At 67.3% G+C, this 20,775-nt stretch carries 16 protein-coding genes, 1 pseudogene and 2 riboswitches; of the genes and pseudogenes, 7 read left to right on the top strand and 10 right to left on the bottom strand.

Features of this window, described 5'->3' with window-relative positions:
* Window positions 1-290: 290 nt before the first annotated feature.
* Together AC5RV3_RS06870 and AC5RV3_RS06865 are read right to left on the bottom strand one after the other, a co-directional pair.
* A pseudogene (locus AC5RV3_RS06870) lies at window positions 291-1,846 on the bottom strand (putative type IV secretion/conjugal transfer ATPase).
* Complete coding sequence (locus AC5RV3_RS06865; protein ID WP_494121470.1) at window positions 1,836-2,138, bottom strand: SCO6880 family protein; 303 nt, start codon at window positions 2,136-2,138, stop codon at window positions 1,836-1,838. The pseudogene AC5RV3_RS06870 and the gene AC5RV3_RS06865 overlap by 11 nt, the downstream one beginning before the upstream one ends.
* 100 nt (window positions 2,139-2,238) lie before the next feature.
* Between AC5RV3_RS06865 and AC5RV3_RS06860 the strand changes: the two genes are divergently transcribed.
* On the top strand, window positions 2,239-3,273 hold the full coding sequence (locus AC5RV3_RS06860) for an AAA family ATPase (RefSeq protein ID WP_494121469.1): 1,035 nt from the start codon (window positions 2,239-2,241) through the stop codon (window positions 3,271-3,273).
* Window positions 3,274-3,329: 56 nt separating this feature from the next.
* Here AC5RV3_RS06860 and AC5RV3_RS06855 read toward each other — a convergent pair whose 3' ends face one another.
* Genes AC5RV3_RS06855 through gcvH form a run of 3 tightly spaced genes read right to left on the bottom strand, consistent with a single transcriptional unit; the run spans window position 3,330 to window position 6,462 of the window.
* Window positions 3,330-4,745, bottom strand: coding sequence for an L-serine ammonia-lyase (locus AC5RV3_RS06855; protein ID WP_494121468.1), 1,416 nt, complete (start codon window positions 4,743-4,745; stop codon window positions 3,330-3,332).
* An 8-nt stretch (window positions 4,746-4,753) separates the two neighbouring features.
* Complete coding sequence (glyA, locus tag AC5RV3_RS06850) at window positions 4,754-6,079, bottom strand: serine hydroxymethyltransferase (protein ID WP_494121467.1); 1,326 nt, start codon at window positions 6,077-6,079, stop codon at window positions 4,754-4,756.
* Entirely contained in the window at window positions 6,076-6,462 is a 387-nt protein-coding gene (gcvH, locus tag AC5RV3_RS06845) for a glycine cleavage system protein GcvH (RefSeq protein WP_494121466.1), read from the bottom strand. Before gcvH ends, glyA begins: the two co-directional genes overlap by 4 nt.
* Window positions 6,463-6,894: 432 nt before the next feature.
* Window positions 6,895-6,996: riboswitch (glycine riboswitch) on the bottom strand.
* A gap of 427 nt (window positions 6,997-7,423) precedes the next feature.
* On the opposite strand from gcvH, the gene AC5RV3_RS06840 reads away from it, so the two are divergent.
* Together AC5RV3_RS06840 and AC5RV3_RS06835 are read left to right on the top strand one after the other, a co-directional pair.
* A complete protein-coding gene (locus AC5RV3_RS06840) occupies window positions 7,424-8,200 on the top strand; it encodes a peptidoglycan-binding protein (RefSeq protein WP_494121465.1) in 777 nt (258 codons plus the stop codon).
* A gap of 7 nt (window positions 8,201-8,207) precedes the next feature.
* Window positions 8,208-10,673 (top strand): zinc metalloprotease, encoded by a 2,466-nt coding sequence (locus AC5RV3_RS06835; RefSeq protein ID WP_494121464.1) that lies wholly within the window; start codon window positions 8,208-8,210, stop codon window positions 10,671-10,673.
* Window positions 10,674-10,730: 57 nt separating this feature from the next.
* On the opposite strand, the gene AC5RV3_RS06830 is transcribed toward AC5RV3_RS06835, so the two are convergent.
* The gene (locus AC5RV3_RS06830) at window positions 10,731-12,308 is read right to left on the bottom strand and encodes an amino acid permease (protein WP_494121463.1); all 1,578 of its coding nucleotides are present in this window, start codon (window positions 12,306-12,308) and stop codon (window positions 10,731-10,733) included.
* 259 nt (window positions 12,309-12,567) lie between these two features.
* Complete coding sequence (locus AC5RV3_RS06825) at window positions 12,568-13,380, bottom strand: SGNH/GDSL hydrolase family protein (RefSeq protein ID WP_494121462.1); 813 nt, start codon at window positions 13,378-13,380, stop codon at window positions 12,568-12,570.
* Between the two features lie 206 nt (window positions 13,381-13,586).
* On the opposite strand from AC5RV3_RS06825, the gene AC5RV3_RS06820 reads away from it, so the two are divergent.
* The 3 genes from AC5RV3_RS06820 (at window position 13,587) to AC5RV3_RS06810 (ending at window position 15,783) form a co-directional block, all read left to right on the top strand.
* A complete protein-coding gene (locus tag AC5RV3_RS06820) occupies window positions 13,587-13,730 on the top strand; it encodes a hypothetical protein (protein ID WP_494107199.1) in 144 nt (47 codons plus the stop codon).
* Window positions 13,731-13,877: 147 nt separating this feature from the next.
* Window positions 13,878-14,945, top strand: a complete 1,068-nt coding sequence (locus tag AC5RV3_RS06815) for a hypothetical protein (protein WP_494121461.1) — start codon at window positions 13,878-13,880, stop codon at window positions 14,943-14,945.
* A gap of 10 nt (window positions 14,946-14,955) precedes the next feature.
* Window positions 14,956-15,783: an oxidoreductase gene (locus AC5RV3_RS06810; protein WP_494121518.1), complete on the top strand. Its 828-nt coding sequence runs from the start codon at window positions 14,956-14,958 to the stop codon at window positions 15,781-15,783.
* An 18-nt stretch (window positions 15,784-15,801) separates the two neighbouring features.
* On the opposite strand, the gene AC5RV3_RS06805 is transcribed toward AC5RV3_RS06810, so the two are convergent.
* From AC5RV3_RS06805 to AC5RV3_RS06795, 3 genes are all read right to left on the bottom strand, one after another.
* Complete coding sequence (locus tag AC5RV3_RS06805) at window positions 15,802-17,175, bottom strand: NtaA/DmoA family FMN-dependent monooxygenase (RefSeq protein ID WP_494121460.1); 1,374 nt, start codon at window positions 17,173-17,175, stop codon at window positions 15,802-15,804.
* Window positions 17,176-17,205: 30 nt separating this feature from the next.
* Window positions 17,206-17,315: riboswitch (TPP riboswitch) on the bottom strand.
* Between the two features lie 198 nt (window positions 17,316-17,513).
* Window positions 17,514-19,034 carry a succinyl-CoA:acetate CoA-transferase ScpC gene (gene scpC / locus AC5RV3_RS06800; protein ID WP_494121459.1) on the bottom strand — a complete coding sequence of 507 codons (1,521 nt, stop codon included), beginning with the start codon at window positions 19,032-19,034 and terminating at the stop codon, window positions 17,514-17,516.
* Window positions 19,035-19,164: 130 nt separating this feature from the next.
* Window positions 19,165-20,064, bottom strand: coding sequence for a LysR family transcriptional regulator ArgP (locus AC5RV3_RS06795; RefSeq protein WP_494121458.1), 900 nt, complete (start codon window positions 20,062-20,064; stop codon window positions 19,165-19,167).
* 70 nt (window positions 20,065-20,134) lie between these two features.
* On the opposite strand from AC5RV3_RS06795, the gene AC5RV3_RS06790 reads away from it, so the two are divergent.
* Window positions 20,135-20,755 (top strand): LysE/ArgO family amino acid transporter, encoded by a 621-nt coding sequence (locus AC5RV3_RS06790; protein WP_494121457.1) that lies wholly within the window; start codon window positions 20,135-20,137, stop codon window positions 20,753-20,755.
* Window positions 20,756-20,775: the final 20 nt, after the last annotated feature.

Genomic DNA, 20,775 nt, shown 5'->3' with positions numbered 1-20,775 from the left:
CTCTCTCGTAGCGCTGTTCCATTGACGCGGACTGGGAGCCGTTGAAGCCGCCCTCGGCTAGGAGCCTGGTTTCGCGCATGTCCTTGGCGGCTTTGACGAATTCGGGGTCCTTGAAGTGTGAGTCGTCGGCGCCGTTGATAGTGGCGGTGGTTTCTTTGCGCAGAAGGTCAATGTCGGGTCCGTTGATCCGTCCTTGCCGATGAGGCCTCCGCCGAAGACGATGATGAACGCAATGGCCAGCCAGACCAGCAGGGCATCCCCCAGGCCCATTCCCTTACGGTTTGGAGCACTCACAGCGTTCCTCCTTCGCCGGGCAACCGGGCAGCCACCGGTCCCAGGGGAGGTTTGGCGGGTGGGTGCCAGCGGGTGTCGGTGTCGTTCAGGCCGTCGTTCTTCTCGATGGAGGTCAGCCCGATCTGAACGGGGATGCCCGGCCGGCCGCCGACCTTGATCAGGAACTTGCCCCGGCCCGGGGGTCGACATCGAGACCGCGTGAGTCCCAGGCAGGCGGATCCTGCCACGAGATGAGCTTCTGCTGCTCCTCGCGGGAGAGGGGAATCGCGGAGGTCAGCAGGGGCATCTCCGAGGCCGGCAGACCGCCGCAGATCACCATGCCCGAGCGTTCCACGAAACCTTTGGCTTTCATCCGGTCCTCTTCTGCCGGCAGCGCCAGCAGATCGGACATGGTGTGGGAAATCATGATCTGTCCGACGCCGACGGACCTGTTCAGGCGGGTCAGGGCGTACACCCGGTCAACCATGCCCTTGCCGGAGCGCAGCGCCCGCCACAGCTCGTCCAGGACCACGAAGTAGTTCCGGCGCGGTTCCAGGCCCGCGTCCGCGAGGGCGTTGGCGACGTTCACGGTTCCGAATCCGTAGGACCAGCCGGCGAGCAGCACGGCGGCCTGCAGGTCCGTTTCGGTTTCGTCGATGCTGGAGACGTCGAAGACCACGGCGCGGTCCCGCCTCATCGGGTTGGTGGTCTGCCGGGAGAAAATTTCTCCCAGCTTTCCTCCGCCGGTCAGGCCCAGCAGAGTTGCTTCCGGCGCCCGTGTCTCCTGCAGGTAGATGTTCATGTCGCCGCGGTCCAGTGCGACCTGACGCAGTTCATCCGGTGCGGAGACGATGACGTCCAGGAGGTCTTTCAGAACAGGGATGCCGTCGAACCGGTCATCTAGGACCCTTAGTGCCCGGTCCAGGATGGTCTGTTCCTGATCGGTGGGCGGGTTGTTCCGGCTGATGGTGATCAGCGAGACGACCATGTTCAGGCGGCGGCCGTGCGCGTCGGCCCGGACCCGGGTGGCGGCTTCGTGGTGGCCGTGTGCCTCAAGGAGCTCGGCAACCTCGACGGCCTGCCCGGGATCGAAGATGTTCAGGTACCCAACACCACGGCCGAGCTTGATGACCTGCCCACCCAGGGCCTCGACTGCTTTGACGTGCTCACCCTTCAGGTCCCCAAGGACCAGGGGATGGATGCCTTGGGCGGAGAGGCCCAGAAACATGCGGCGGACCAGCGTGGACTTACCCAGTCCGGGTTTGCCGGGGATGAAGGCGGAGGGGTTGGAGATGAGCCGTGCGCGCTGGAACCAGCTGATCGGGTCACAGCAGACCGTGGCCTGGGTTTCTTCATGGCGGCCCAGCGGGACGCTGATCATGGGCGATGACGCACCGGAGGACAACGGCCAGAGGCCGCAGACCTGGACCGTCGTTCCCCGGTATTCCTTTACGGACGGGACGAGCCGGGCCATGCCGCCGCCCCGTCCGGACCAGCCGCGGGCGCCGGGACCGGCAACCGGGAAAGGACTGAGGAGTTCACGGACCCGCGGGGTGCGCCGGTCATGGTCCAGGAGGCGAGAACGCGCCCTCGTGCCGGTAGTCGTCCCAGTTCGCCTGCGTCGCGGTCGGGTCGACCTCGCCCCAGGTCAGGGATACCCGGGATCCGGCGGCGTGGGCTTCATCAATGATCAGCGCTGCGGGGGGATCGAATGCGACCCGGACGATCTCGCAGAGTTCCTGTGCCGGCATCGGACGGGCCATTCCGGCTCCGGTGGACTGCAGGCGGGCCGACAGTCCCGGAATCCGCGAGGCGAGGTCACGGGCAAACGTCTTCCGGAGTGCGCTTCTCCGCGCATTATCCAACGGAGACTCCTGTGTCGCGTGAACTACGGCCAAAAAGGGGGGGGTGGTACTAGTGAGGCCAACCTCACCCCGGTCGGGAACCGGGTACTACAGTGGATGCATGGCTGCCAGCCGCAATCCGCTCGACGACCTGCGCGAAACCGTCGGCCATCTGGCCGATCAGCTCAAGCTGCACGGTTCGGAGCGCGTCGACGACCTGGTCGGTGATCGCATCGGTGCGAGGCCCGGGCCGGCCCGGCCGCTGTCCGAGGTGCAGGCCGAGCTCGACACGCTGGTCGGACTGGGGACCGTGAAGGAACAGGTGCGGGCCCTCGTCGCACTACTCCAGGTCCAGGCCCGCCGTAAGGCGCACGGCCTGCCGGAGGTGGCCACATCACAGCATCTGGTGTTCCTCGGAAATCCGGGCACGGGCAAGACCACCGTGGCGCGGCTCCTGGCCGAGATGTACCGCGCGGTCGGTCTACTGCAGAAAGGCCACCTGGTCGAGGTCGACCGTTCGGGCCTGGTGGGGCAGTACGTCGGCGCGACCGCCATCAAGACGGACCGGGTGATCCGGCGTGCGCTGGATGGTGTCCTGTTCATCGATGAGGCCTACGCGCTGGCCCCGGACGACGGCCGGGCGGACTTCGGTCCCGAGGCGATCGAGGTCCTGCTCAAGCGGATGGAGGACCACCGCCACCGCCTGGTCGTGATCGTGGCCGGGTACCCGCAACTGATGGAGTCCTTCCTGCTCTCGAACCCCGGACTGCGCTCCCGATTCGCCCGCGAGATCACGTTCCCCGACTACTCCATCGACGAACTCCAGACGATCTTCCACCAGATGCTGGCCCAACACGAGTACACGCTGGAGCCGGGTGCGGACCAGATGCTGCGCCGCATTTTCACCGGGCTTCACGCGGGCGAGGACTCCGGCAACGCACGGTTCGCCCGCACGCTGTTCGAGCAGGCGCTCAACCGCCAGGCGCTGCGGCTGTCGCTGGACGGGGAACGAAGTTTCGATGCGCTCGATCGTGAGGCCGTCATGACGCTCACCGAGGACGACATCGTCGAGGCCGCGCTGGCCTTGGGTGAGGAGCCGGAGCCGGAACCAACGCCGGAACCGGAGCAGTCACGCTGGCGGCGCTGGCTGGCCTGACCGGATCCGCGGCGGCTGTCAGGCGAATGCTGCGTTCGCTGCGGCTGGCCGGGCGCCTAGCATTCGACGACGTTGACGGCCAGTCCTCCCATTGCGGTTTCCTTGTACTTGGAGCTCATGTCCTTGCCGGTTTCGCGCATTGTGATGATGACTTCGTCTAGCGAGACGCGGTGCGTGCCGTCGCCCCAGAGCGCCATCTTGGCCGCGTTCACGGCTTTGGCGGCGCCGATGGCGTTGCGTTCGATGCAGGGGATCTGCACCAGGCCGCCGATCGGGTCGCAGGTCAGTCCCAGGTTGTGCTCCATGGCGATCTCGGCGGCGTTTTCCACTTGCGCCGGGCTGCCGCCCATCACCTCGGCCAGTCCCGCTGCGGCCATGGAGGACGCGGAGCCCACCTCGCCCTGGCAGCCGACCTCGGCGCCGGAGATGGAGGCCTGCTCCTTGTAGAGGACCCCGACGGCGGCGGCTGCCAGCAGGAACTTCACGATGACGTCGTCCTTGTCCGCCTGCGTGGCCTTGTCCATGCCCGGCGCGTAGTGCGTGGCGTAGAACATGACCGCGGGGATGATTCCGGCCGCTCCGTTGGTTGGTGCGGTGACGACGCGGCCGCCCGAGGCGTTCTCTTCGTTCACGGCCAGGGCCACGAGATTGACCCATTCCTGCCAGTACTTGTGGTCCCGGTCCTTGTCTTCCTTGCGCAGCCGCTCATGCCAGGCGGGGGCCCGACGGCGGACGTTGAGCCCCCCGGGCAAGAGACCTTCGCGCTTGATGGCGGAGTCCTTGCATTCCTCCATCACCTGCCAGATGTGGATCAGGCCGGCACGGATGTCCGCCTCGGAGCGTGAGGCCTTCTCGTTGAGCATCATGATGTCGCTGATGCCCAGGCCGGTGTTGCGGGAGTGTTCCAGCAGTTCCGCCGCCGTCCGGAAGGGGTAGGGGAGCCCCTCCTTGGAGGCGTCCAGTTCACGCGCTGCCGCACTTTCCTCGCCGTCGCGGACCACGAAGCCGCCGCCCACGGAGAAGAACGTCGCCTCGTGAAGGACCGCGCCGGCGTCGTCGGTCACTTGGAATTTCATTCCGTTGGTGTGCCGGGGCAGCACGGTGAGCGGATGCTGCACCATGTCCTCGACCCTGTAGTCCAGGGTCAGTCCGGCCGAGCCCTCGACCCGCGCGCACAGCTGCAGCTCGCCGGTCGAGGCCATCTCTGCCAGGCGGGATTCGACGTCGTCGGGCAGGATTTGCTCGGGCTGGAAGCCTTCCAGCCCGAGCATCACCGCCGTGAAGGTGCCGTGGCCGCGGCCGGTGGCCGCGAGGGATCCGTACAGGTCCACCCGCAGCCCGGCGACCCGGTCCAGCACACCCGTTGACACCAGTTCCCCGGCGAAGACTGCGGCTGCCCGCATCGGGCCGACGGTGTGCGAACTGGAGGGACCGATGCCCACGGTGAAGAGGTCGAAGACGCCGACGGCCATGATGCTCCTTAACGACCTTCGGTTGGTGTGGAAACCGGTGCCAGGTCCGGGTAGAGCGGATGCGCCTGGGCCAGTGCTTCCACCCGGGCCTTCAGGCCGGACAGGTCCGCGGCCGGTCCGGCGATGAGGGCTTCGGCGATGATGTCCGCGACCTGGTGGAACGCCTCGTCGCCGAAGCCGCGGGTGGCCAGCGCCGGCGTGCCGATGCGCAGGCCGGAGGTGACCATGGGCGGCCGCGGGTCGAACGGCACCGCGTTGCGGTTGACCGTGATGTCGATGGCCGCCAGCAGGTCCTCGCCCTGCTGGCCGTCCAGCTCGGAATTGCGCAGGTCAACCAGGACCAGGTGCACGTCGGTGCCGCCGGTCAGCACCGTGATGCCCTTCTCCGCGACGTCCTGCTGCGACAGCCGCTCGGCCAGGATCCGTGCGCCCGCCAGCGTGCGCCGCTGGCGGTCGGCGAATTCCTCGGACGCGGCGATCTTGAACGCCACGGCCTTGCCCGCGATGACATGTTGAAGCGGCCCGCCCTGCTGGCCGGGGAACACCGCAGAATTGATCTTCTTGGCGATGTCGGCCTCGTTGGTCAGGATGATGCCGCCGCGCGGACCCGCCAGCGTCTTGTGCGTGGTGGACGTGACCACGTGGGCGTGCGGCACCGGGCTGGCGTGCAGGCCCGCCGCCACCAGGCCGGCGATGTGCGCCATGTCCACCATCAGGTACGCCCCGACGGCGTCCGCGATCCGGCGGAACTCCGCGAAGTCGAGCTGGCGCGGGTAGGCGGACCAGCCGGCGATGATCAGCTGCGGCTTGTGCTCCTGCGCCAGCCGCTCCACCTCGGCCATGTCGACCCGGTGGTCCTCCTCGGAGACGCCGTAGGCGGCCACGTTGTAGAGCCTGCCGGAGAAGTTGATCTTCATGCCGTGGGTCAGGTGCCCGCCGTGGGCCAGGTTCAGGCCCAGGATCGTGTCGCCGGGCTTGATCAGGGCGTGCATCACCGAGGCGTTGGCCTGCGCACCGGAGTGCGGCTGGACGTTGGCGAAGCCGGCCCCGAACAGCTCCTTGACCCGGTCGATGGCCAGCTGCTCGATCACGTCGACGTGCTCGCAGCCGCCGTAGTACCGGCGTCCCGGGTAACCTTCGGCGTACTTGTTGGTCACCACCGAGCCCTGGGCCTGCATGACGGCGACAGAGGTGTGGTTCTCCGAGGCGATCATTTCCAGCCCGGCCTGCTGGCGGCGCAGCTCGTTGTCGATCTGGGCGGCGATTTCCGGATCGAGGACGCCCAGGTCCGCGTTCAGGCTGGCGCTGGCGACCGCCGTCATGGCCGCGGTCATGCTACTTCACCACCGTTGGCGGCGGCGTACTCCTCGGCGGAGAGCAATGGGCCTTCCTCCGACACCTGGACGGTGAAGAGCCAGCCCGCGCCGTAGGGATCATCGTTGATCACGGCGGGATTGGCCACGGCGTCGCCGTTGACTTCGGTGACCTCGCCGGTCACCGGAGAGTAGAGATCCGAAACGGACTTGGTGGACTCGATTTCACCGCAGGTCTCGCCGGCCGTGACGACGGTGCCGACCTCGGGAAGATCCACGTACACGATGTCGCCCAGTGCCTCGGTTGCCACGGCAGAAACGCCGATCCTGGACGGGCCGGAACCGTCTGCGGCCACCCATTCATGCTCTGCGGAGTATCGTAGTTCCGCGTTGACTTTGCTCACTGTGATGCCTTTCGTAAACACGCTTTTGTTGAGGAGAGGAGGAGGCCGCCTCGGTCCCTGCAGTGCACCCGTTTTTGTTTGCCTTGAAGCTTCGTGGAAGCACTTGCGGACGGCGATCATGGCTTCGATGAAGCGATCGATGGCCGTTGGATCCCCGGGCTCCTTGGCTCGAGGATCAGGCGCCGGCGTCGGGAACGACGGGGCGGGGATCAAGGTGGGGCCAGGGCCGGCAACCAAGTCTTTGAATGTCTGCGGAGGACGCGACGCTGCAGGTAGGAAGTCATGAGGAACTCCAAGATCGGGCCGGCCCGAGGGCTCGGCTGGGATTGGGGTTCCTCCCCGCTCTGTATCTGACCTGAGAGATTCCGCGGAGTGTGATCCGCTTGCACCGTCGGTGAGCCAGGCTGCTGCCTGACTGCTTTCCAGAGTTGCCTCGCCGCGGCGGTACATGGGCCTGAGAGATTCCTGGGGAGGATTTGCTCCTACGGCGCCTGCCCGGATGGTGTGCGGAAAGGACTCTCCCGCCACGGTTCAAAAGGCATTCAGTTGTGGGTGATTCGCCTCACACCCTACACACAGTGCCCGCGGGATCCCAAATTCCCGCCGCCAAACATCATGCCTCGTCGCCGTTCCAGGTTGCGCCCGGCCGCCAATTCAAGGTCCCGTCCCGCCGGCCGTTACTCTCCGGTCCCCCGACGGCCGCCTCTCCGGTAGCGCCGGCGCCTGCTCTCCGGTGGTCCCGCCGGCAGTCACTCCCCGTCCCGGCACATTCAGGGCCTCGTCGGCCGCCGCACGCCCGTGACCGCACCGGCGCCTACACAATAAAAGGATTCATCAGTATGCTTTGCGTTGATGTGCTGAAGAGGAGGGCAAACGATCAGGGCCCGGTGCCGCCGGGCCGATAATCAACTCGACCACGGGTTGGAACGGAAGGCGCCAGGCGCCGGAGACGGAGATTTTGATGAGCAACGAACAGGGACGCACGCCGCTGTCGCCGGAGGAACTCGAATCCCAGTCCGGAACGGCGCTGCCGGACAAGGAAGTCGCGTCCATCCTGGATCTGAATGCCGATCTCGACCTGGCCATCGATGCGGCCGCGCCGATCGATCTGGCCGTCGCGGCCAACGCCAACGTGGCGGCCCCCATCGATGCCGCCGCCTCGGCCAACATCCTCTCGTCCGGCTCCACGGCGCAGGCCCTGTCCGATCAGGGCGTCATCATCGACCAGGGCATCACTGCGGACGCGACCGCCGAGTCAACTCAGGACAGCACCATCGACCAGGGCAATGACACCGTGGACGACGCCGGGGCAACGGCCGGCTCCGCTGCCGGGACGGCCGCCGCCGGTGATTCCGGCCTTCCGCTGGAGAACGCCACCGGGCAGGAGGCCACTGAACCGGCGCTGCTGCCGGATGGCACCCTTCCCGATGGCACGCTGCCGGACGGCACCCTGCCCGACACCGGATCGGTCACGGAAGGCCTTGGGTCGACCCTCGACGGGAACCTGCTCAACGTCAACGTCAATCTGGCTGCTGACGCCGATATTGCGGCCCCGATCAACGGTGCTGTGGCCGCCAACGCCAACGTTGCCGCGCCGATTGACGCCGCGGTGGCGGCGAATATCGGCTCGGTCGACAGCAATGCCGTCGCGGTGGCGCAGCAGGACGCCATCATCAACCAGCAGATCGACGGCAGCGCCGAGGCCAATGCCGGCCAGCAGTCCGACCTCGAGCAATAGTCCCTGAATGAGCATCAGTCCGAGCCGGCCGCCGGCCACGAGTGACGTGCTGCCCGGCGGCCGGTCTGCTGCGCCTTCGATTGACGTCCCGGCGCTGGCCGACGGCGTGCAGCTCCTCGGACCGGCACAGGGATCCGGCTACCGGGAGCCGCCCGCGCTGGTCCGGCGCGCGGACGGCCAGACGCTTCAGCTCACTCCGCTGCTCTATGCGGTTTTGGAGGGCGTGGACGGCTCCCGAAGCCTCGACCAAATTGCCGAACACGCCGGCGGGAAGTCCGGCAGGCTGATCACTGCCGGAAACGTGCAGACGCTGATCCAAAAACAGCTGCTGCCGCTGGGCCTGCTGCGGCTCGCGGACGGCTCGCAACCGGAAGTCAAAAAGGCCAGCCCGCTGCTGGGCATGCGCTTCCGCTACACGGTCACGGATCCCGCGCTGACCCGGAAGCTGACGGCTCCGTTCGCCGTCCTGTTCCATCCGCTGATCGCCCTGCCCGTGACCTTGGCCTTTTTGGCGGCGTGCTGGTGGGTGCTCATGGTCAAGGGCCTCGGCTCGGCAACGCACGAAGCCTTCGCCAATCCCGGGTTGCTGCTCCTGGTTTTCGCCATCACCCTTCTCTCAGCCGGCTTCCACGAGTTCGGCCATGCCGCCGGGGCGCGCCGCGGCGGCGCAACGCCGGGAGCCATGGGCGTTGGCCTGTACCTGATCTGGCCCGCCTTCTACACCGACGTCACAGACTCCTACCGGCTGGGACGCGGCGGCCGGCTCCGCACGGATCTGGGCGGCCTGTACTTCAACGCCATCGTCGTGGTGGGCACGATAGCTGCCTGGTGGCTCACCGGCTTCGACGCGCTGCTGCTGGTGGTGGTGACCCAGATACTGCAGATGGTGCGCCAACTGCTGCCCCTGGTTCGCTTCGACGGCTACCACATTCTCGCTGACGCAACCGGGGTTCCCGACTTGTTCCAACGGATCAAGCCCACCCTGCTGGGGCTGCTGCCCTGGCGGTGGTCCGATCCCGAACCCAAGCTGCTCAAGCCCTGGGCCAGGGCCGTCGTGACAGCTTGGGTCCTGGTCACGGTTCCGCTGCTCCTGTTCTGCCTCTTCATGATGGTGGTCTCGCTTCCCCGGGTCCTGGGGACGGCCTGGGCCAGCATCATGGACCAACAAAGGCTGTTGGCCGATGCCGGTTCGGACGGTGACTTCGCCGGCATGGCCGTGCGTGTCCTGGCGATCACCGCCGTCGCGCTTCCCATTCTCGGGATTGCCTACATCCTGCTGCGCCTGGCCCGCCAGCTTGGCACGGCGGTCTGGGCGAAAACCCGTGGCCGGCCGCTCCGGCGGGTGACTGCCATGGCCGCCGCCGTCGCCGTTCTCGCCGGTTTGGCCTGGGCCTGGTGGCCCGACGACGGCGCCTACCGCCCGGTGCAGCCCTACGAGCGCGGAACCCTGTTCGATGCGGCAGCTTCCTTCGCCCCGGTGTCATCGGCGGGGCTGACCGAAGGCCGCGCAGGACAAACGGTGGCGGCGTGGCCGTCCGGTACCGACCTGCCGACGGCGGAGAATCCACAACTGGCGATGGTCCTTGTTCCCCGTGACGATCAGCCTGGGCGCGAAGCGACCGCCACCGCGGACATCGGCGAAGATCCGACGAACGACGGCGGTGCCGGCACCACCGGTACTGACGTCGGCACCGGCACACCGCCGGCCTGGGTCTTCCCCTTCGACCGGCCGCTGGCCCCGGAGGAGGACGGAAACCAGGCCCTTGCCGTCAACGTTGAGGACGGATCCGTGGTCTACGACGTCGCCTTCGCCCTTGTCTGGGCCGACGGTGGACCGGTAGACGCCACGAACGAGGCCTACGCCTTCGCTTCGTGCCGGGGCTGCACCGCCGTCGCCGTCGGTTTTCAGGTTGTCCTGATCCTCGGCCAGGCCGACGTCGTCGTCCCCCAAAACCTTTCGGCGGCGGCCAACTACAACTGCGTCGAGTGCCTCACCTACGCCCTCGCCAGCCAGTTGGTCCTCACCCTCGACGGTCCGCTCAGCGACGCAGGCATGGAGAAACTGGCATCCCTGTGGGAGGAGATCGCCGCCTACGGCCGGTCGCTCGAAGACGTTCCCCTGGACGAAATCCAGGCCCGGCTGAACGACTACAAGCAGCGCATTCTCGGCATCATCGAACAAGACGCCGCCATCGGTGACGGCAGCGCCGACACAGGCACCGACGCGGCGTCCGAAACAGAGCCGGCCTCCGACACGGGCTCGTCTCCGGAGGCAACACCTCCGGCGGACACCGGCAGCGGGCAGCCACCCGCCCCGGCAGAGACACCCGCCGGTGAACCCGAGCCCGGAACGGCGACGACATCCCCGGCACCGATACCCACCGGCACACCGCAGCCCGAACCCGCCCCCGCGCAGGAGCCCGCCCCTGCGCCCGCTCCGGCTGACGAACCGGCGCCGGTGCCGAGCGGATAACGCTCGGCAGCTACCGCCGGCGCCCCGCAGCGCCAGGGCAGCCCGGCGGCTGCAGGGTCACCGGGTGGCGCCGGCGGGTTCGTCCTCGAGGTCCTCGGGTGCCCCGAGGTCCATCTCGAGCAGCGGCACCACCTTGGACTTGGTGATGAAGCGGTGGGCCAGCCACAAAACGATGAAGACCGGCAAGCCAATGTAGGAGGAAAGCACCTCCATGCCCCGTCCGGCAAGCACGGCCTCGTAGTTCTGTCCGGCGATCACGAGGACCAGCAGGGCGAAGGCCAGCAGCGGGCCGATGGGGAACAGGGAGGCCTTGTACGGCAAGTCGCTGACCTTGTTGCCCTGGGCCAGGAAGCCGCGCCTGAAGCGGTAGTGGGAGACAGCGATTCCCGCCCACACGATGAAGCCGCACAGGCCGGACATGTTCAGCAGCCAGGAGTAGGCCGCGCCCTGACCGACGATCGCGGAGAGGAATCCGAAGAGACCCACCGCCGCGGTGGCCAGCAGCGCCGGAATCGGCACGCCGCGGGCATTGGTTCTCCGGAAGATTTTCGGGGCCTTCCCGTCATGGGCCATGGCATAAAGCATGCGCGTGGAGGCATATAGTCCCGAGTTGCCCGCCGAGAGGATGGCGGTCAGGATCACCGCGTTCATCAGCGCCGCCGCGAAGGCAATTCCGGCGCGCGAGAAGACGAGCGTGAACGGGGATACTGCGACATCGGCCTCGCCGGAGGCCAGCAAACTCGGATCGGTGAACGGGATCAGGCAGCCGATGATGAAGATGGCACCAATGTAGAAGAGCATGATGCGCCAAAAGACCGTGCGGATCGCCTTCGGCACTTCGCGGCGCGGGTTCTTGGCTTCGCCTGCGGCCACGCCCACCAGCTCGGTGCCCTGGAAGGAGAACCCTGCAATCATGAAGACCGAGATGATCGAGACCCAACCGCCGTGGAACACCTCATCGCGGTTTTCCCAGTTGCTCAGGCCCGGGGAGTTGTCCCCGAGGATGCCGAAGATCATCAGCACGCCGGCGATCAGGAAGAGCACCACTGCGGCGACCTTGATCAGGGAGAGCCAGAACTCTGACTCACCGAAGGACTTGGCGGAGAGGGCGTTAAGCCCGGTCAAGACCAGCAGAAAGACCCCGGCCCACACCCAGCCGGGGACCCCCGGGAACCAGAAATCCATAATGATTCCGGCGGCGACCAGCTCGGCGGCCACCGTGATGGCCCAGTTAAACCAATAGTTCCAGCCGATCGCGAACCCGAAGGACGGCGAGACAAAACGGGTGGCAAAGGTCTGGAAGGAGCCGGCCACCGGAATCTTGGCCGACATTTCGCCCAGCGACTGCATCAGCAGGAACACCATCAGGCCGACCAGCGCATAGGCGACCAAGGCTCCGCCGGGACCAGCCTGGGAAATCGTGCCGCCCGAGGCCACGAACAGCCCCGTGCCGATCGCACCGCCGATGGCGATCATCTGCAGGTGGCGGCTGCTCAGCCCGCGCTTGAGTTCGTTGTCGGCCTTGCCGGAGGTGCGGCCTGCCCCTGTCCCCGGGGAGGACCCGCGTCGTGTTTCTGCAGCGGGTCCGGGCGCGACAGCGCTGTCGTCTGTGTGCGTGGGGGAGCTGAATCCCATGGTGCCTCCGGAAGGTAGCAGCGTTGGTTGAGCTTTCCGGCGGGCCCGCCGGAAAGGACGGTGATCAAGCTAACACGCGCTGAAAAAGAGTTTTTATGCGAAGCGAATGTTGCTGACAAGGACCTCAAAATCTTACGAGTGCCGGAGTTAGCCGCAGAAAAAGCATCAGAGTTGCTAACTTACTCGCGCTTTTGAGTAAATATCTCTTGTTCATCTGCTACGCGCCCGTGTGCTGCACGGCCCGTCCCCCTATCCGGGGTCAACGGCGTCCCTGAAATGCCTGCCACGTCAGTTCGGCCAGTGCGGCCTGGCCGCCGGGGCCGGGGTGGAAGTAATCCAGGGTGCTGATTTCGGTGGCGGAGAACCTGTAGGCGTAGACGGCGCCGCGGTCCCAGTGACAGTTCTTATACCTTGCGCATGTGTCGGCGAGGATCTCGTTGAAGGCCAGCTCGCGGGCGACAACTTCCTGCCGCTGGTTCTCGGTGACCTCGGCGCCGAGCATGGACGGGCAGGTTCCGTTGGACGCCCAGACCCGTCTGGCCTCCTGATCGGTGCGCAGAACGGACCACAGGCGATGAAGGTCGGGAATGCTGCTGACGTAGATGTTGGCGTGCGGCAGCCCGTGATGCAGAGCCTCGAGAGCAGTAGCGACCTGTTCGGTGAAGTCGGTGGTGGACGTCATCGCTGCTGCCGAAGAGGCGCACAGGTCGTTGGCTCCAATGAGGAGGGTGATGTAGTCCGCCTTCTGGGCCACGGCCATGGCCACCTGCGCCGGCAGATCAGCGGCCTCGGCGCCGCCGGCGGAATTGTTGTAATTGCTGATGCTCGTCTGAGGGTGCAGTGCAACCAGCCGCTCATAGTGGCTCTGAATGCCGTCGGACAGCCCGTCGCCGGTGGACCAGGACTGGGCCGGATAGTTGCCGGGCTTGCAACAGGTGTTTGCGGCCTGGGTGATGGAATCTCCGAGTCCTGCAATGGCGCTTGGATCCGATCGCAGGGCCGCGGACCCCGGCATAGCAAGCAGCGCGAACAACATCAGCGCCAGGATCAGGAACCGGACGGTGCTGCCCACGGAACCTCCTCTGGGACGAGGGCCACGTCCTGAGGCCAACCCCAAATGGAACCGCAACTAACGCTCCTCATTGGGGTGGGACCCCGTTGAGGGCGAAGCCCCCGACGCGTAAATTTTCCAACATCCGCTCTCAGGTGGCTACCGGCTGGTGGAACGCGCTCGCGTGTCTTAGTTAAGGGAGCGTCCTGTCGACGTAGGGTCGAGTCATGGATGGGCGCCAAGTGACCGAGCTGGAAGGGCAGACCTCGATCAATGAACTGCTTGACGAGCCCGTCGGCGTCTCACACATCCAGTTGGCACTGCCGATTTATGTCCAGCTCCGGGCAGGCGAGTTCCGCCGTCTTTCCTGAACCCTCCGTCGGTTCCGGTCCCTCAGCCGCGGCACTCGTCATGCTTGTCGGCGGCCTCGCTACACTGTCGGCATCGACGGTGATCGGGGGACGGGCGCGGTGAAGCATAAGCGGCGGCAGGGAGGCCGAGGGCGGTTGCTCGGGCCGATGATGGCGGCATTGCTGACCGTCGCCACCGTGGCGGCCTGCGGGCAGCAACCTGGAAACCCCGGAGAACAAACACGGCCCGAGGCCGAGCTGGTCGACGCCGTCGATTGCACCACGGTGCAGCACATCGTCGAACCAGGGCGGCCGTCCGCGCCTCCGCCGCCGGCGGCCGGCAGCGTGCCCGAAGCCTTCGCGCTGGTCGACGTCATCCGCTGTGACGCCCTGGCGATGGCAACCGTCGAGGACGAGGATGGCCTGTGGTCGGCGTTCACGGAAGAGCGCCTCACCGGAAACATTGACGCACTGTTAAAGGCGCTGGCGCAGCCCAGCGACGGACCCAGGGCGAATTTGGCCTGCACCGCCGACATGGAAATGGTCCCCGATCTGTGGCTCGTGGATGCGGCCGGCAAGGCCATGCGTGCCGCGTGGCCGACGGATTCCTGCGGCAAGACCAAACCGGGGGTCCGCGAGGTTCTGGCGGGCATGACCGTAATCGAGTCGAAGCAGCACCGGAGGGAACTGATCCAGCCGAGGGCGGCGCTGGATGCTGGCTGCCCCGCCGAGTGGGGCATCAAGCCGATGCCGGGAGTGGCTGCGCTGGTACCTTTCGAGCAGACGGCGGGCGCGCAGCCGCGTAGCAGCGGCGAGGGCATGCCGGGTTCCCCCGGCCTTCTGCCCAGCGCTGGCGAGGCCGACACGATGAAGATCTGCCAGTACCGGACCGAGCGGATAACGAATGAAGACGACGAGCGCCCCGCCGACGCGCAGCCGAACCTGGAGTTTGACGTGTTCGAGATCGTGTCCGGGACGTTTTTTAGGGGAGGTAGCCTTGAGGGCCCGGCCATAGACGTCATCTTGAAGGCGGCCGCAAAGGATCCGGCTGACAGCGAATGCGCCGACGACGCAACGGAGCTTGCCGTGCTGTGGCCGCTCGCCAAGGGGCAAAGCGCCGGCGCACCGCTGACCGTGGAACTCGACGGTTACCGGCGGCTCTTCGCTCCCGACGGCGCGGCCCGGAACCTGCCGGACGAGGCGCGCGCCGCCGTCGTCATGGCATTGGAGAAGTGAGGCGGGCGTGATGGTGAGGGACAAAGTCGCACTGGTAACCGGAGCGTCCTCCGGGATCGGGGAACATACGTGCCGGGAGCTGGCACGCGGCGGCTTCATCGTCTATGCGGCCGCGCGCCGGCTGGAGCGGATGCGCCCGCTGGAAGAGCACGGGGTCCGCGTCCTCGAGATGGACCTGGCCGACGACGCGTCGATGGTGCGCGGGGTGGAGCAAGTCCTTTCGGAGCAGGGGCGGCTGGACGTGCTCGTCAACAATGCCGGTTACGGCTCATACGGCGCGATTGAGAACGTGCCGCTGGAGGACGCCCGGCAGCAGTTCGAAGTAAACCTGTTCGGGCTGGGGCGGCTCATCCAACTGGCGGCCCCGGCCATGCGGGCCCAGGGCAGCGGGCGGATCATTAACGTCTCCTCGATCGGCGGCGTGTTCTACGAACCGCTGGGCGCCTGGTACCACGCGGCGAAATTCGCGGTCGAGGGTTTGTCGGACTGCCTTCGAGTGGAGCTCAGGCCCTTCGGCATCGACGTGGTGATCGTCGAGCCCGGGCCGATCCTGACCGAGTGGGACGCCATCGCGGTCGAAAGCCTGCAGCGGAGTTCCCAAGGGACGGCCTACGCGCCGCAGGCGGAGAGCGTGGCACGGGCAATTGCCGGGGCCTACACGGAACGCACGGGAACGCGGCCGGACATCGTTGGCCGCCGCATTGCCCGGGTGGCGGCCGCACGGCGCACGCGCGGCCGGTACCCGGTCGGCAGAGGCGCGCGGACGATCATGGGCGCTCGCCGGCTCCTGCCCGACCGGGTCTTCGACGCCGTGCTCGCCAGGGTCTACCAGCGCTGAACCGGCGCGGAACCGCTGCTAAGACGCGACGGAGCGACTGCCCTTCCGGGAGGCTCCCAGGTGATCGCGCAGGGTGCGTCCCGAATACGCCGTCCGGAACCGGCCCCGGGCCTGCAGCTCCGGCACCACCCCGTTGACGAACTCTTCGAGCGAGGAGGGGTAGAGGGCCGACATGATCACGAAACCGTCAGCCGCCTCAGAGTCGTAGAGTTCGCACAAGTAGTCGGCGATGTCCGCCGGATCGCCCACGGGCTGAGGGTGCAGTTGGTTCATGGCCTGCGCCGTCGCCAGTTCGCGGACGGTCATCGATTCCCGGCGGGCTGCCGACAGGAGCATCTCTTCAAAGCCCTCGCTGCCCGTGGCCCCGCGATGGGCCAGCAGCAACTCCTCGGCGCTGCCGTCCGGCTTCAGGTCCTCCCGGGTTGCGTGAAGGAGCCGGCCCAACTTCGTCAGAACGTCCTCCTCATCGAGCGCCGCCTCCAAGCCCATTACGGCTTGGCGGGCGGCGGCGGGAGTGGCGCCGGTGATCGGCTGGACGGCCGGGAGCACGGCCAGCCGATCCGGATTCCGTCCGGCGGCGGCGGCGCGTGCCCGCAGTTCGGTCCGCACCGCGCGCATGGCGTCCGGAGTGTCGGCGACGGCGAACACGACCTCGGCCCAGCGGGCGGCGAACTCCATGCCGCGCGGGGAGGATCCGGCCTGCATGAGTACCGGCCTTCCCTGCGGACTGCGCGGCAGGGTGATCGGACCGCGGCCCAGCGGACGGTCGCCGCCGCCGGAGCGGGACCGTTCGGGTATCCGGTGGACACGCTCCGGATCCGCAAACCGGCGTGCCGGCGCATCCGGTGTCAGCGCCCCGGGCTCCCAAGTTTCCCACAGGTCCACCACGGTCTGGACGACGTCGTCGGCCCGGTCGTAACGCTCCGATTTGGGCGGAATGGAGGGCAGGCCGAAGTTGGCGGCCTCGGCGTCCGTGGTGGACGTGACGATGTTCCAGGCGACCCGGCCGCCGGAGAGGTGATCCAGCGAGAGAAGCTTCCGGGCGATGGTGTAAGCAGGGGTGAACGTCGTGGAGATGGTGGCGGCCAACCCCAGGTGCCGAGTCGCCCCGGCAACCAGTGACAGGGTGACCAAGGGGTCGAGATAGATGGCGCCCTTGCCGCCCGTGACCAGCGTGGTGGCGAAGTCGCCCGCGTTGTCCTCCGGGACGGCCAGCGCGTCGGGCAGGAACAGCATGTCGAAGCAGCCTCGTTCCAGTGTCCGGCCCAGATCAAGATAAAACTCCGCGCTCAGCCAGTCGCGCCGGGAGAGCGGATGCCGCCAGTTCTCCGAATACTGGCTGGTGGGCGGGTTGACCATCGCCACCAGGTGCATGCCGTCGGATGTCTGCATTTTCGCGCCCTTCTGTTGAGTGAACAGGGCACGGGTGTGAGGGTTGCTCCCTGCGCTGGCATGATCCAGATCAGGTTCAACGGTCGAAACTTGAGAAGCTTCCTCTCAGCCCGGCTCACCGGACTCCCGTGTACAAGCCAGCAGCCTACCGTCTGCCGCACCGGGCGGCGAAAGACCGCCGGTACGACGGCGTCATACTCCCGGCCGGGGAGCCGGGGAGCCGGGGAGCCGGGGAGCCGGGGAGCCGGGGAGCCGGACGGCCGGAGAGCCGGAGAGCTGGAGAGCTGGAGAGCCAGAGAGCCGGACAGACCTCCGCCCGGGGTGGGCGAGGCCGGCCGTTACTGCTGCGCGGGGAGCATGCTGCCGGTCTCCACGAAGCGCTGGTGCCAGGACAAGGCCTCACCGAGCAGGTGCGGGGTGTGCTTGCCAAAGCTGTCCCGGCAGGCACGGTCGAAGTAGTCCTGCAGCATCGGCCGATAGTCGGGGTGGGCGCAGGTCTCGATGATCTTGCGCGCCCGCTGCTTCGGCGCGAGACCGCGCAGGTCGGCCAGCCCCTGCTCGGTGATCACGATCATCGTGTCGTGCTCGGTGTGGTCGACGTGGCTGGCCATCGGCACGATGCTGGAGACCTTCCCGCCCTTGGCGGTGCTCGGTGACATGAAGACGGACAGGTAGCTGTTCCGGGCGAAATCGCCGGAGCCGCCGATGCCGTTCATCACCTTGGTGCCGGCCACGTGGGTGGAGTTGATGTTGCCGTAGATGTCCGCTTCGATCATCCCGTTGAGCGAGATGCAGCCCAGCCGGCGGACCAGTTCGGGGTGGTTGGAGATTTCCTGGGTGCGCAGGATGATGCGCTCGCGGTAGTAGTCCACGTTCGCGTTGAACTCCTCCAGACCGGTGCGGCTGAGCGAGAAGGACGTGGCGGAGGCCATGCGCAGCACGCCCTCCTTGAGCAGCTGCAGCATGCCGTCCTGGATGACCTCGGTGTAGGCGGTCAGGCCGCGGTAGCCGCCGGCCGCCAGGCCTTCCAGCACGGCGTTGGGGATATTGCCGACCCCGGACTGCAGCGGGAGCAGCTGCTCGGTCAGGCGCCCGCGCCGGACCTCGTGGTCCAGGAACTCCAGCAGGTGGCCCGCGATTTGCTGCGAGTTTTCATCGGGCGGGTTGAAGGGGGAGTTCCGGTCGGGCGCGTCGGTGTGCACGATGGCCACGATCTTGTCCGGATCCACCTCCAGGTAGGGTTCACCGATCCGGTCGTCCGGATTCACGAGCGGGATGGGCCTGCGTTCCGGCGGCAGTGCGGTGCCGTGGTAGACGTCGTGCATGCCTTCGAGGCCGAGCGGCTGGGCGTTGTTGATCTCCACGATGACCCGGCTGGCCTCCCGGAGCCAGGTCATGTTGTTGCCCACCGAGGTGGACGGGATCAGCCGTCCGTCCTCGAGGACGCCCACGGCCTCGACCACGGCCAGGTCGACATCGCCGAAAAAGCCGAACCAGGTGTGCTGGGCGACGTGGCTGAGGTGCATGTCGATGTAATCCAGCTCGCCGGCATTGATCCGCTCGCGCAGCGCCGGGTCCGACTGGTACGGCAGCCGCAGCTGCATCCCGTCGACCTTGGCGAGGGCGCCGTCGAGCTCGGGGGCCGTTGAAGCGCCGGTCAGCACGCGGATCTTGAACTGCTCCCCGGCCGCATGCGCGGTTTCCATCCGCGCCGCCAGCGCCTGCGGCACGGCCTTCGGATAACCGGCCCCGGTGAAGCCGCTCATGGCCACCGTCATGCCGGGTTTGATCAGTTCAGCCGCCTGCTCCGCGGACATCACGCGCTCGAGCAGGCGGGCGTTGCGAATGCGGTCTTGCATCGTGCCCCTTCGTCTGGATCTCCCCTTCCACTCTAGGGGTCGGGCCAGGCACCCGGGCTCCGGGCGGGGAGAAACGGGCTCCTGCCGACGGGCGGTACGCCGCGCGCGGCGTGATTTTCGGCCCGTGAGGCTAGGGCTGGCGCAGCTGTTCTCCGGCGGTCTGCCGCACGCAGGCAGTCAGTTCGTCGAGCACCGGCGAGCTGATTTTCCAGCGCTGCCAGTACAACGGCACGTCCACCGGCAGGTCGGGGGCCAGCTCGTGCAGCGTCCCGTTGAAAACGTCCGCCAGGCACTGTTGCTCCGGCAGCAGCGCCCACCCGAAGCCCAGCCGGACGGCTGCCGCAAACTCCGCCGAGGCCGGCAAATAGTGGCGCGGCGCCGCCAAGGCAGCGCCGGTCAGTTCCCGGTAGAAGCGCTCCTGCAGGTCGTCCTTGCGGTCGAAATCCAGCACGGGCGCGGCCGCCAGCCACGCCACATCAGCGTCCCCTGCCCCGGCGGGCCGCCAGTGCTCCAGGAAGGCCGGGCTGGCGACGGCCCGGTAGCGCAGCGAGCCGAGCGCCTCCACCGAGCAGCCCTGGACCGGTTCCGGCGTGGCCGTCACCGCCGCCGTCACCCGTCCGGCCCGCAGCAGCGAGGTTGAATGCTGCTCGTCTTCGCGTTGGACTTCGAAGAACACGCCCAGCTCGCGCGGCATGCGGGCCAGCGCGCCCAGGAACCAGGTGGCCAGCGAATCCGCGTTGACCACCAGCGGCAGGGCCACGCCGTCACCGTTGCCGCCGAGTTCGCGCTGCGCATCGTCCTGCAGGACCCGCACCTGCCGCGCCAGCCGCAGCACCACGTCTCCGGCAGCAGTCGGCCGCACCGGGGCGGTGCGCTGCAACAGGACCTGCCCCGCCGCCTGCTCCATGGCCTTGATCCGTTGGGACACGGCCGAAGGCGTCACGTGGAGCGCATGGGAGGCCGCATCGAAGCTTCCTTCCTGGACGACGACGGCGAAGGTCGCCAGATGGTCGAACTGGAACGGCTGCATAAGTCCAGCTTACGTAACCCAAAATTCTTTAGCTGTACTGATGCACGGGTTGTCAGTAGCGTCGACTGTTGTGACTACCGCTATTGCACCCACAGTTTTGCTGGGCCTGGGAACCGGGCTGGCCCTGATCGTCGCCATCGGGGCGCAGAACGCCTTCGTGCTGCGCCAGGGTATCCGCGGCGAGCACATCGGCGTCGTCGTACTCATCTGCGCGGTTTCCGACGCCCTGCTGATCACCGCCGGGATCGCCGGCATCGGTGCGGTCATCCAGGCCGCTCCGGCAGTTGTCGACGTCATCCGCCTGGGCGGGGCGGCGTTCCTGCTGGCCTACGCGGTATTCGCCGCCAAACGGGCGATCAGGCCGGGCGTGTTGACCGCCTCGGCCAATCGCTCCGGCGGGGGACTGGCCACGACGGCTGCCACTGCGCTCGCCCTGACCTGGCTGAACCCGCACGTCTATCTGGACACGGTCCTGCTGCTTGGTTCCATCGCCAACACCCAGGGGCCGGAACTGCGCTGGTATTTCGGCGCCGGCGCCGTGGCGGGCAGCCTTATCTGGTTTAGCGCCCTCGGTTTCGGCGCCCGGCTGCTGCGGCCCTTCTTCGCCCGGCCGGGCTCCTGGCGCCTGCTCGACGGACTGATCGCCGTCGTCATGCTGGTGCTCGGGCTGCGGATGGCCCTTTATCTCTGACCGGATATGCGAGGATGCCG

The sequence above is a fragment of the Arthrobacter sp. Y3221114 genome (assembly GCF_059092625.1).
Note: the sequence above shows the minus strand (reverse complement) of the source record. Positions and strands in the feature narration are given on the sequence as shown.

Bases quoted from the DNA above. Each gene is read 5' to 3' on its own strand.
- AC5RV3_RS06860 (WP_494121469.1), top strand. From the start codon at position 2,239: ATGGCTGCCAGCCGCAATCCGCTCGACGACCTGCGCGAAACCGTCGGC.
- AC5RV3_RS06855 (WP_494121468.1), bottom strand. From the start codon at position 4,745: ATGGCCGTCGGCGTCTTCGACCTCTTCACCGTGGGCATCGGTCCCTCC.
- glyA (WP_494121467.1), bottom strand. From the start codon at position 6,079: ATGACCGCGGCCATGACGGCGGTCGCCAGCGCCAGCCTGAACGCGGAC.
- AC5RV3_RS06840 (WP_494121465.1), top strand. From the start codon at position 7,424: ATGAGCAACGAACAGGGACGCACGCCGCTGTCGCCGGAGGAACTCGAA.
- AC5RV3_RS06835 (WP_494121464.1), top strand. From the start codon at position 8,208: ATGAGCATCAGTCCGAGCCGGCCGCCGGCCACGAGTGACGTGCTGCCC.
- AC5RV3_RS06830 (WP_494121463.1), bottom strand. From the start codon at position 12,308: ATGGGATTCAGCTCCCCCACGCACACAGACGACAGCGCTGTCGCGCCC.
- AC5RV3_RS06820 (WP_494107199.1), top strand. From the start codon at position 13,587: ATGGATGGGCGCCAAGTGACCGAGCTGGAAGGGCAGACCTCGATCAAT.
- AC5RV3_RS06815 (WP_494121461.1), top strand. From the start codon at position 13,878: ATGATGGCGGCATTGCTGACCGTCGCCACCGTGGCGGCCTGCGGGCAG.
- AC5RV3_RS06810 (WP_494121518.1), top strand. From the start codon at position 14,956: ATGGTGAGGGACAAAGTCGCACTGGTAACCGGAGCGTCCTCCGGGATC.
- AC5RV3_RS06805 (WP_494121460.1), bottom strand. From the start codon at position 17,175: ATGCAGACATCCGACGGCATGCACCTGGTGGCGATGGTCAACCCGCCC.
- scpC (WP_494121459.1), bottom strand. From the start codon at position 19,034: ATGCAAGACCGCATTCGCAACGCCCGCCTGCTCGAGCGCGTGATGTCC.
- AC5RV3_RS06795 (WP_494121458.1), bottom strand. From the start codon at position 20,064: ATGCAGCCGTTCCAGTTCGACCATCTGGCGACCTTCGCCGTCGTCGTC.